A 10,532-nucleotide genomic window follows, 5' to 3' on the forward strand; every position below is an offset into this window, starting at 1 on the left:
AGATTATAATTGAATTTTATAAAACGAATATCGTAATTTTACAATCGGTTTTCTTTACAGCAAATGTGTTTAAGGTTATGACGGCAAGAACTCGGAATACTATATCGTTATATAAAAGATTGTTCGGTATTGTTCAGCAAAATACTACTGCTGAAGAATTGGTGCATGTGAGACATATTATAAAAAAGTCGCTTGCAGCAAAGATATACAATGACGGGAAAAGTGAATTCTCAGAAATCAAATTAACAGCCGAAACCATTTTGGTTATAGTTGAAGAACTCAATCTTAAAGGTACTTCTATTTTAGGTTTGTTATTATTTTATCCCACAGCGAAAGGGATTATAACGCGTCAGGAAGTTGATAAACTTTTTGGGGCTGATATTGCAACTATTGTTGACGGGTTGACCGAAGTCAGAAAACTTGAGAGCCGCCATACTGCCCTGAAATCAGAAAACTTTATTAATCTGTTGCTTTCGTTTGCAAAAGATGTAAGAGTAATTCTCATTATGGTCGCCAGCCGTCTGGCGCTTATACGCGAAGCATCGGAAAGGGATGAACAATTCAGATTAAGCCTTTGTGTTGAATTGTCTTATCTATATATACCATTAGCCCATAAAACAGGTCTGTATAAGATAAAGTCAGAAATGGAAGACTTATATCTAAAATATACCGATAGGGATAGTTTTGATTATATATCGAGAAAAATAAACGAGACAAAAGAGTCACGCGATAAATATATTGCCGAATTTATTGCTCCCATTAAAGACAGACTGAAGAAAACAGGTCTGAAGTACGAAATTAAAGGGCGTACAAAGTCTATATTCTCGATAAATAATAAACTAAAAAAGCAGAAGATCGAGTTTGAAGCTATCTACGATCTTTTCGCCATCCGTATCGTTCTGGACTCAACGCCTGAAAGAGAAAAAGCTGAGTGCTGGCAAATTTATTCGGAAGTTACCGACTTGTACCAGCCTAATCCTAAAAGAATGAAAGATTGGCTTTCCGTACCCAAAAGCAACGGGTACGAGTCGTTACATACAACAGTAATGGGGCCCGGATCACGATGGGTAGAAGTTCAGATACGTACACAACGGATGGACGAAATTGCCGAAAGAGGATTGGCTGCACATTGGCGTTATAAAGGAGTAAAAAGCCAGTCGAATCTTGATGACTGGTTGAATACTCTTCGCGAAACGTTGGAAAACAATAATCTGCAGACAGAGGAAAAGCTGCAAGACTTTAAACTGGGTTTGTACGACGAAGAGATTTATGTTTTTACCCCTAAGGGAGAATTGCATAAACTGCCTAAAGGAGCCACTGTTCTCGATTTTGCATTTTCTATACACTCGAAACTTGGTGCTACCTGTGTATCGGGGAAAGTAAACGATCGTAACGAATCGATACGATATAAACTAAAGAGTGGAGATATTGTGGAAGTTTTAACATCGTCTGTTCAATCGCCTAAACGCGATTGGCTGTCGTTTGTTGTTACATCGAAAGCCAGAAATAAAATACGCCAAAGCCTGAAAGAGGAAGCAAACAAGCAGGTGGATATTGCTAAAGAGCTTTTAAAAAGGCGGATGAAGAACCGTAAGATTGACGAAGATGAGGCTATTTTGATGCGACTTATCAAAAAACTTGGTTTTAAAACCGTTACCGATTTTTATGTACATATAGCAGACGAATCGCTGGATGTAAATAACGTTATCGACCAATATTTAGAACTTGAGAAAAAAGAAACTGAAATACATGATAAGCATGAAACCGTAAGTGCCGATAATTTTGTAATTCAAAACAATCAGGATGAATACGACAATCGGGCGACCGATGAACTTATAATAGATCAGAATCTTACCGGTGTTGATTATAAACTTGCGAAATGTTGCAACCCTATATACGGGGACGAAATATTCGGGTTTGTTTCTACACAAGGAATAAAAATACACCGTAAAAGCTGCCCTAATGCACACGATATGTTCAGCCGTTTCGGGTATCGTATCATACCTGCACGCTGGACAGGAAAACAAGGATCTCAATATCCTGTGAATTTACGGATTATAGGAAACGATGATATCAGTATTGTTACAAACTTATCGTCTATTATATCTAAAGAAAACGGGGTAAGCTTACGTTCTATTAATATTGATTCTAACGACGGGCTGTTTCATGGTAACGTTACGGTAATGCTTACCGATACTAATGTATTGAATGGGTTGATGAAAAAACTTAGAACAGTAAAAGGAGTTAAGCAGGTGTTAAGGGTAAATTAAGGACGATGCGGAGCAAAAAAAATCCTTCGGATTATTCGAAGGATTCGTTTTGTATCATCAAACAAGAACATTTAAAAATTATCGTCGTTTTTATTCATTGCTTTTTTGAGCGATTCAGTCAAATCGTCAATGATTTTTAGCTGCAGATTATAAAACTCTGTTCGTTTCGATAGTTCTGCTTTGGTTCTTCCTTTTTCATATTCGGAAGCTTTTCTTACTGTTCGTTTAATATCGGGACGTTGGCTTTTTATTTCCTCATATTCTTCTTGCTTTTTTTCAAGTTCCTTTATTTTATCATAGCTTTCCGATATAGGTTTCGATTCGGATGTACTCGACAATTCAGAGTTTGAGTAATAATCCATTGTTTTACTTACAGTCACGATGTTTATCTGATTTACTTTGTACCTATATCTTCCGTCTTTACACTCTATTATCATAGTATAATCGAGCATGAATTCAGTCTGAACATCACCTTTCCTGTTTTTACCCGGAATATCGGATGACCATTTGAATATTAATTTATCGCCTTTTTCGTCTTCAAACTGAAGCGCAGCCTTGTAATCGTAAAAGGTTTTTGCGGCCCATTCTTTAGCGTTGTCATACAACTGGTTAGATGTAAGCCCTCCAGCTATTACTACTTCCGAAAACTCAACATCTCCTTCGCTGTTTACGGGTGGTTCTTTCACTTGTGCAAATGCAATTAACGAAAATAACAATAGTGGTAATACTAATACTCTTTTCATAGTTCGAATAGTGATATAATGACAAAAAATATTTAAACACAACTAGTATCTAAACGTTACTTTGTAAGTATTTATTATATTTGAAATAAAAATGCTTCGCGATTTTGCTGCCATCGACTTTGAGACTGCCAACGAACAACTATCCAGTGTTTGTAGTATAGGAATTGTTGTGGTGCGTAATGGAGCTATATTCGAGCGTTTTTATAGCTTAATCCGTCCCGAACCTGAGTATTATTCGTATGGTAATAGCTGCATACACGGACTGACTTTAGAGGATACTGCAAAAGCAAGAGTTTTCCCCGAAGTGTGGACTGATATAGAGCCCATTATCGGAGCATTACCGCTGGTGGCTCACAACAAAGGCTTTGACGAGGCTTGCCTAAAGGCAGTATTCAAAACTTACAGAATGGATTACCCCGATTATCTGTTTTATTGTACTCTTGCCGAGTCGCGCCGACAATTGCGGCATTTACCCAACCATCAGTTACATACTGTTGCAAAAGATTGTGGTTACGACTTAGCCAACCATCACAATGCATTAGCCGATGCCGAAGCTTGCGCCGAAATAGCGATGCAATTGTTGTAGGCTTTAAAACTTCTTTTTTAACACGGCATTTGTTATTAACAATGTTGAAATTAATCGCCCGTCTGCTTCGGAAAAAACATCTACTTTCCATACATGTGTCGAACGCCCTTTGTGCACTATTTTACCCTTGGCTCTCACCGTATCTCCCATTTTAGCCGACGAAATATGATTGGCACTAACCTGTATACCAAAACTCGATTCGCCTTCTGCACATATGGCATTAGAACCAACACCTGCAACCGATTCGGCCAGAACAATGGTTGCCCCGCCATGCAAAACATTCCGCGTTTGCGAATTATGCATCCCTACGGGCATAATGGCTTCGAGAGTTGTTTCGTCGTCGGTTTCAATAAATTCTATTTTTAAAGTAGTTATCAGAGTGTCTTCTATACGTTCCCTTATGTGGTTTGCTATTAGTCTCATAATTTATCTATTCTTTAAAATCGGTATTCAAAATTAATAAAACGAAAAATATTAATGCTTACTTACTAAAACAATGATGTCATTATTTTGTTAATTTAATAAATAGATGTATTTTCAAAATTTGGGAATCTTTTGTATAGATCCATTCTTTAAAATGTTTGGTTCGTGAATATTTTCACAAATATATTGTTACAGCCGGCTTTAGCTACTCCGAGTGGCTTTAGTATCTTGCTTGCTGCTACGCCTGTTTTACTGCTTATTGTACTACTGGGCGTATTAAAGTTGCATGGCGATAAAAGCGCGCTCATAACTTTATTAGCAACAGTTTTTATCGCTATTTTTGCATTTGATTTATCTGCTGCCGACACGGGAGTCGCTTTTTTATACGGGGTGGTTAAAGCCATCTTCCCGATATTGATAATCATACTAATGGCTATTTTCAGCTATAATGTGTTGGTGTCTACCAAGAACATGGAGATTATAAAAGAGCAATTTTCGTCGATATCGAGCGATAAAAGTATGCAAGTATTATTATTGGCATGGGGATTTGGCGGATTGCTTGAAGGTATGGCAGGATTTGGAACTGCTGTAGCCATCCCTGCCGCTATACTTATAAGCCTTGGTTTTAAACCCGTTTTTTCGGCTGTAGCTTGCCTGATAGCAAATAGTGTTTCAACAGCATTTGGAGCAATAGGCACTCCTGTTAAGGCACTTGCAATAGAATCGGGCTTTAACGATCTGCACGAACTAAGTGCAAATATTGTTTCGCAATTGTCGCCTTTAATGTTTATCGTACCCTTTATACTGGTAGTGATGACTAATCCGAAGTTAAAGGCATTGCCAAAAAATTTCATTATAAGCATTATTGTCGGAAGTGTTTCGTTGGGCTCTCAATACATGGCGGCTCTGCGTATAGGGCCCGAAACTCCGGCTATTATAGGAAGTTTGGCATCGATTGTTACAATAATTATTTTTGGAAAATTAACCGAGCATAAACATGATGAGAATGAGGAACAAGAGCAAGCTAAATCTGCTGTTGTAAAAAATAAATATACACTGAAACAGTCTTTTGCTGCGTGGAGTGTATACGCTTTCATTTTATTGCTGGTTATAATAACCAGCCCCCTATTTCCTTCTTTCCGCGAAGCTTTGCAACATATAGCAACAACAAATATCCCGTTCGAGATTAATGGCATTCAAAAAATACACCACATTTCGTGGCTTACGGATTCGGGTACATTATTGTTTCTGGGCTCTGTGATTGGAGGTTTAATTCAGGGTGCAAAAATCAGGGAATTATTATCTTTGCTATGGCGGACACTCGTGCTGATGAAGAAAACTATAATAACAGTATCGTGTCTTATCGGGCTATCGACGATAATGGACTTTTCCGGTATGATAACAGTGTTGGGCGTCGCCTTAGCTTTAGCTACAGGCTCGTTATATCCGTTTTTCGCACCTACTATAGGTTGCCTTGGAACATTTCTCACGGGTAGCGATACGTCGTCAAACATACTGTTCGGCAAATTGCAAACAACAGTAGCCGATCAGATAGGTGCCAAGCCCGGTTGGTTAGCGGCGGCTAATACCGTTGGAGCAACAGGTGGTAAAATAATATCGCCTCAGAGTATTGCAATTGCAACTTCGGCGATAGGGCAACAGGGCAAAGAGGGCGAAATATTGAAAAAAGCCTTACCGTATGCGATAGGCTACATTATTATTGCCGGATTTATGGCTTATTATTTTGCATAGGACAATATATACCTTTATCTAAAAACCTTTTGAAGGTGGGAATGTTATAATACTTTAAAACCTTCAACTAAAAAACATATAGCTAATGAAAGTAGGACTGTTTATACCATGCTATGTGAACGCAATATATCCCGAGGTAGGAGTTGCGACATATAAGTTACTAACTCATTTGGGAGTAGACCTTGATTATCCCATCGATCAGACTTGTTGCGGACAACCAATGGCAAATGCGGGTTTCGAAGACGAAGCTTTACCATTGGCAAAACAGTTTGAGAAGCAATTCGAAAAATACGATTATATAGTTGCTCCATCGGGAAGCTGTGTTGCATTTGTCAAGGAAAATTATCCGCGTATAATGGAAAAAGAAGGACATTTGTGCCGAACAAGTGGTATAATATACGATGTATGCGAATTTATTCATGATATATTGAAAGTCGACAAACTTCCGGGTAAGTTTCCTCACAAAGTGAGTGTACATAACAGTTGTCATGGACTTCGTGAATTGCATCTTTCTTCGCCCAGCGAACTCAATATTCCCCGTTATTCCAAGATAAAAGATTTGCTGTCGAAAGTAGAGGGAATCGAGATTCTTGAGCCACAAAAGGTTGACGAATGTTGTGGTTTTGGAGGAATGTTTGCCATAGAGGAACAGAGCGTATCGGTTTGTATGGGGCAGGACAAAATAAAAAATCATATGGCTACCGGTGCCGAATATATAACCGGTGCCGACAGTTCGTGTCTGATGCATATGCAGGGTATTATAAAAAGAGAACAGCACCCTATCAAAGTAATTCATGTTATCGAAATTTTATCAGCAGGCTTATGAGTACAAAACATACAAAAGCAGCCGATCGCTTTCTTGAGAATAAGGAACAGGCTGCATGGCATAACGAAACATTGTGGCTTGTACGGGAGAAAAGAGACAGGCTTGCGATGCAGATACCGGAATGGGAAGAGTTGCGCGAGTTGGCAAGTAAAATAAAACTGCATACCATTACACATCTCGATCGTTATCTTGAAGAGTTTACCCGTAATGCGGAAGAGAATGGAATTATTGTGCATTGGGCAAAAGATGCGGAAGAACATAACGAGATTGTACACGGAATATTATTGGATCATAATGCCAAAAAGCTGGTGAAAAGCAAATCGATGCTGACGGAAGAATGTCATTTGAATAATTTTCTGATAGATAAAGGATTTGATGTTGTTGAAAGCGATTTAGGCGAACGCATATTGCAATTGCTGAACGAGCCGCCCAGCCATATTGTAATGCCTGCAATTCATTTGAAGCGTGAAGAAGTGGGTAAGCTTTTCGAAGAAAAAATGGACACCGAGAAAGGAAACAGTGACCCTACTTACCTTACTCATGCCGCACGTAAACATTTGAGGAATGAGTTTCTTACGGCCGATGTTGCTATGACAGGGGCAAACTTTGGAGTAGCCGAAACAGGCGATGTAGTAGTTTGTACTAACGAAGGCAATGCCGATATGGGAACATCGTTGCCTAAAGTGCATATAGTATCAATGGGGATGGAGAAAATTATTCCCAACCTTAAATCGCTTGCGGTTTATACGCGGCTTTTAGCTCGTTCGGCAACGGGGCAGCCTGTTACCACTTATACATCTCACTACCGCAAGCCCCGCGAAGGTTCCGAAATGCACATCATTATAGTTGATAACGGACGGAGCGAGATTATCAGTAACGACGAACATATAATGGCGTTAAAATGTATCCGCTGTGGTGCATGCATGAATACTTGTCCTGTATATCGTAGAAGCGGCGGGTATTCCTACACTTACTTCATTCCCGGACCAATTGGCATAAACCTTGGAATGCTTAAATCGCCCGAAAAGTATTCTGATAACGTTTCGGCATGCTCGTTATGCTATTCCTGTAACAATGTTTGCCCTGTTAAGATCGATCTGGCGGATCAGATATATCGCTGGCGGCAAGACCTTGATTCGTTAGGAAAAGCCGATGCGATGAAAAAAATCATGTCGGGCGGAATGAAATTTATGTTCACACATCCCGGTTTATTCCGCTTTGGGCTAGGTATATCTCCTGTAGTAAACCATCTTCCCCGTTTTATGAAATATAACGGGCTAAATGATTGGGGAAAAGGTCGGGAATTGCCTGAATTTGCAAATGAATCGTTCTCAAGCATGTGGAAAAAGGGTAAAGTACAGAAGTCAACCTCTAAAAAAGACGAAAATGAGCAGTAAACAAGATATTTTGAGCAATGTGAAGCGGCATATTAAAACAACATACGATATGCCCGATATAGAAATAGATGCTATAAAGTTTCAGGATAAAACAGCAAAGTTTATCGAGGTAAGTAAACAAGTGGGAGGTGAAGCCCGTTTACTGCAAGCCGGAGAGAACATAAACGACGTAATTGAAAAGCTATACCCCGATGCAAAGGTTATTGCTTCTAATCTTCCTGAAATAAAAATAAAAACTATAAATCCCGATAATGTTGATGATCCTCATTATCTGAACGGAGTAGATTTAGGCATAGTGAGAGGTGAAATAGGTGTAGCCGAAAACGGGTGTGTATGGATTCCTCAGAATGTAAGGCAGAAAGTTGTTTACTTTATTTCGGAATATCTGGTTATAATACTCGACAGAAAAAACATTGTAAATAACATGCACGAAGCTTATCAGAACATCGGGTTTAGCGATAAAGGTTTCGGAGTTTTCATCTCAGGACCTTCAAAAACAGCCGATATAGAACAGGCTCTGGTTGTTGGCGCACATGGCGCAAAAGGTGTTACAGTTATTTTGGTGTAGCAAATTTCCATAACACAGAAATAAAAAGACTATTTTATCTTTTATTTCTGTGTATTCATCAAGAATATTATTCCAATTTGGCTAAATTGATAAGGTTCATCTTTTTTAACAAAAAAATCTTTTAACTGATTTATTCCTTCATTTTTTACGGTAATCCTTTAAACTATAATAAAATATGTAGTATATAGAAACAAAAAAGCACCTACAAATTCATGTAAGTGCTTCATTTTCTGTGGTCCCACCTGGGCTTGAACCAGGGACCCCCTGATTATGAGTTTTCAAAATTGTATTTATTACTATCTCATTTTTTATCATTTAAGTATTAGTAAGCAGTGAGTTATATCGGATTTTGAAATTCGTTAATTATTTCTTTTTATCCTTTTATGGGTATTTTTATTATAGTTAACTGGCGAAAAAATTGGCGAAAAAATTGGGCTTATTTCTTGTCAATTTTAATCCTTTTTTCTTCATAATCAAAATTCGTTATGGAAGATTAATTATTCTCAAATATAAGGATAAATATCAGTATCATCCATACATGGAATAAATTTAGATCATTCACTTATTACTTTTTTTATTGTAACATTAGGATATATGAATATTCAAAATAAAATACATATGAGTGTACTCTTAGATACAAGAGATGCTAGAAAGGACGGAACATTTCCGGTAAAACTCATGATATATTATGATAAAGGTAAATTTAAACGGTATTCTTTAAAAAATAGAATATATCTGTCAAAGGAAAATTGGATCAAGCTCAATAGTCCCCGATTAAAGTTGGATAGTTTGATAAAGATTAAAACTGAGATAGATAAAGAATTGGGTATTGCATCCGGAATTATAAAAAAATTAGGAAATGAATTTACTTTGGATTTATTCAATGCATTATATTACGATAAACCTACCACTCAAAAGCCCGAGAAGGATCTGATATATAATATATACCAAAAATATATTGATGAATTAAGAAAGGAAAAAAGGATTGGAAGTGCATTGGCTTATGAAACGGCAATGAAATCTATGAAGAAATTTTCGCCAAATTTACCATTAAATAAAATTACTCCTGCTTTCTTAAAAGAGTATGAAGATTGGATGATTAGTAAAAATAAGTCAATAACAACTGTCGGTATATACTTGCGTTCATTTAGAGCAATAATTAATATTGCTAAGACTGATGGTTTCATCACAGAAAAACAATATCCGTTTGGTCCGAAGAAAAAAAAGAAATATGAGATTCCTGAAGGTAGGAATATAAAGAAAGCTTTGCCAACTGATAACATAAAACTTATTATAGGTGCAGTTATGCAATCTCCGGAGGCTGAATTTTCCCGTGATATCTGGCTCTTTAGTATGTATTGCTATGGAATGAATATGGCAGACGTATTTTCATTAAAATATGAAAATATCAATGATGGCTTCATATTCTTTACTCGAAAAAAGACAGATAATACTACAAAGAAAAAAGCTCCTATTGTTGTATATATTACCGAACCTATACAATCAGTATTAGATAAATGGGGCAATAAAGACAAAAACCCGCGTAATTATATATTTAATGTTTTCACTCACGGAATGACCCACTTGGAACAACATCATGCAAAGAAGACAAAGACAAGGCAAATCAATGGTTATATGAAAAGATTATCCATTCGTCTTGGTATTGATTCTAAATTAACTACGTACGTTGCCAGGCATTCTTATGCAACTATTTCTAAGAACAACGGAGTAAATATTGCTGAGATATCTGAAAATTTAGGTCATTCTAGTTTAGAAACCACTAAGAATTATCTGGACTCATTTCCGCTTGAGCATAAAAAAGAAAAAGCTAATGAGTTTTTGAGAAATTTTGATGAATAACCTATGAAATAATATGACATTTATTGACAAATAATGTGTATAATATAATTGAAAAGTAGTCCACTAAAATAATTGAAAAGTATACCACCAGTTAGGTAAAATGTGTG

General features: G+C 37.2%; 9 protein-coding genes. 7 read left to right on the forward strand and 2 right to left on the reverse strand.

From position 1 onward, the window contains the following. The first annotated feature begins 77 nt into the window (after positions 1-77). Entirely contained in the window at positions 78-2,270 is a 2,193-nt protein-coding gene (locus D0T53_RS06195; RefSeq protein WP_163266144.1) for a bifunctional (p)ppGpp synthetase/guanosine-3',5'-bis(diphosphate) 3'-pyrophosphohydrolase, read from the forward strand. A 71-nt stretch (positions 2,271-2,341) separates the two neighbouring features. On the opposite strand, the gene D0T53_RS06200 is transcribed toward D0T53_RS06195, so the two are convergent. Continuing rightward, positions 2,342-3,013, reverse strand: a complete 672-nt coding sequence (locus D0T53_RS06200) for a DUF4468 domain-containing protein (RefSeq protein WP_163266146.1) — start codon at positions 3,011-3,013, stop codon at positions 2,342-2,344. A gap of 91 nt (positions 3,014-3,104) precedes the next feature. Between D0T53_RS06200 and D0T53_RS06205 the strand changes: the two genes are divergently transcribed. Continuing rightward, on the forward strand, positions 3,105-3,599 hold the full coding sequence (locus D0T53_RS06205) for a 3'-5' exonuclease (protein ID WP_163266148.1): 495 nt from the start codon (positions 3,105-3,107) through the stop codon (positions 3,597-3,599). Positions 3,600-3,602: 3 nt separating this feature from the next. On the opposite strand, the gene D0T53_RS06210 is transcribed toward D0T53_RS06205, so the two are convergent. Continuing rightward, the gene (locus tag D0T53_RS06210) at positions 3,603-4,022 is read right to left on the reverse strand and encodes a PaaI family thioesterase (RefSeq protein WP_163266150.1); all 420 of its coding nucleotides are present in this window, start codon (positions 4,020-4,022) and stop codon (positions 3,603-3,605) included. A 165-nt stretch (positions 4,023-4,187) separates the two neighbouring features. On the opposite strand from D0T53_RS06210, the gene D0T53_RS06215 reads away from it, so the two are divergent. The 5 genes from D0T53_RS06215 (at position 4,188) to D0T53_RS06235 (ending at position 10,425) form a co-directional block, all read left to right on the forward strand. Further along, positions 4,188-5,774 carry an L-lactate permease gene (locus D0T53_RS06215; protein ID WP_370457793.1) on the forward strand — a complete coding sequence of 529 codons (1,587 nt, stop codon included), beginning with the start codon at positions 4,188-4,190 and terminating at the stop codon, positions 5,772-5,774. An 85-nt stretch (positions 5,775-5,859) separates the two neighbouring features. Further along, a complete protein-coding gene (locus D0T53_RS06220; protein ID WP_163266152.1) occupies positions 5,860-6,600 on the forward strand; it encodes a (Fe-S)-binding protein in 741 nt (246 codons plus the stop codon). Beyond that, positions 6,597-7,997 carry a lactate utilization protein B gene (locus D0T53_RS06225; RefSeq protein WP_163266154.1) on the forward strand — a complete coding sequence of 467 codons (1,401 nt, stop codon included), beginning with the start codon at positions 6,597-6,599 and terminating at the stop codon, positions 7,995-7,997. The genes D0T53_RS06220 and D0T53_RS06225 overlap by 4 nt, the downstream gene beginning before the upstream one ends. Beyond that, entirely contained in the window at positions 7,987-8,565 is a 579-nt protein-coding gene (locus D0T53_RS06230; protein WP_163266156.1) for an LUD domain-containing protein, read from the forward strand. The genes D0T53_RS06225 and D0T53_RS06230 overlap by 11 nt, the downstream gene beginning before the upstream one ends. Before the next feature lie 618 nt (positions 8,566-9,183). Next, the gene (locus tag D0T53_RS06235; RefSeq protein WP_163266158.1) at positions 9,184-10,425 is read left to right on the forward strand and encodes a site-specific integrase; all 1,242 of its coding nucleotides are present in this window, start codon (positions 9,184-9,186) and stop codon (positions 10,423-10,425) included. The last annotated feature ends 107 nt before the right edge of the window (positions 10,426-10,532 follow it).

The sequence above is a fragment of the Dysgonomonas sp. 216 genome, from assembly GCF_010501065.1.
In the GTDB taxonomy this organism is placed as follows: domain Bacteria; phylum Bacteroidota; class Bacteroidia; order Bacteroidales; family Dysgonomonadaceae; genus QVMM01.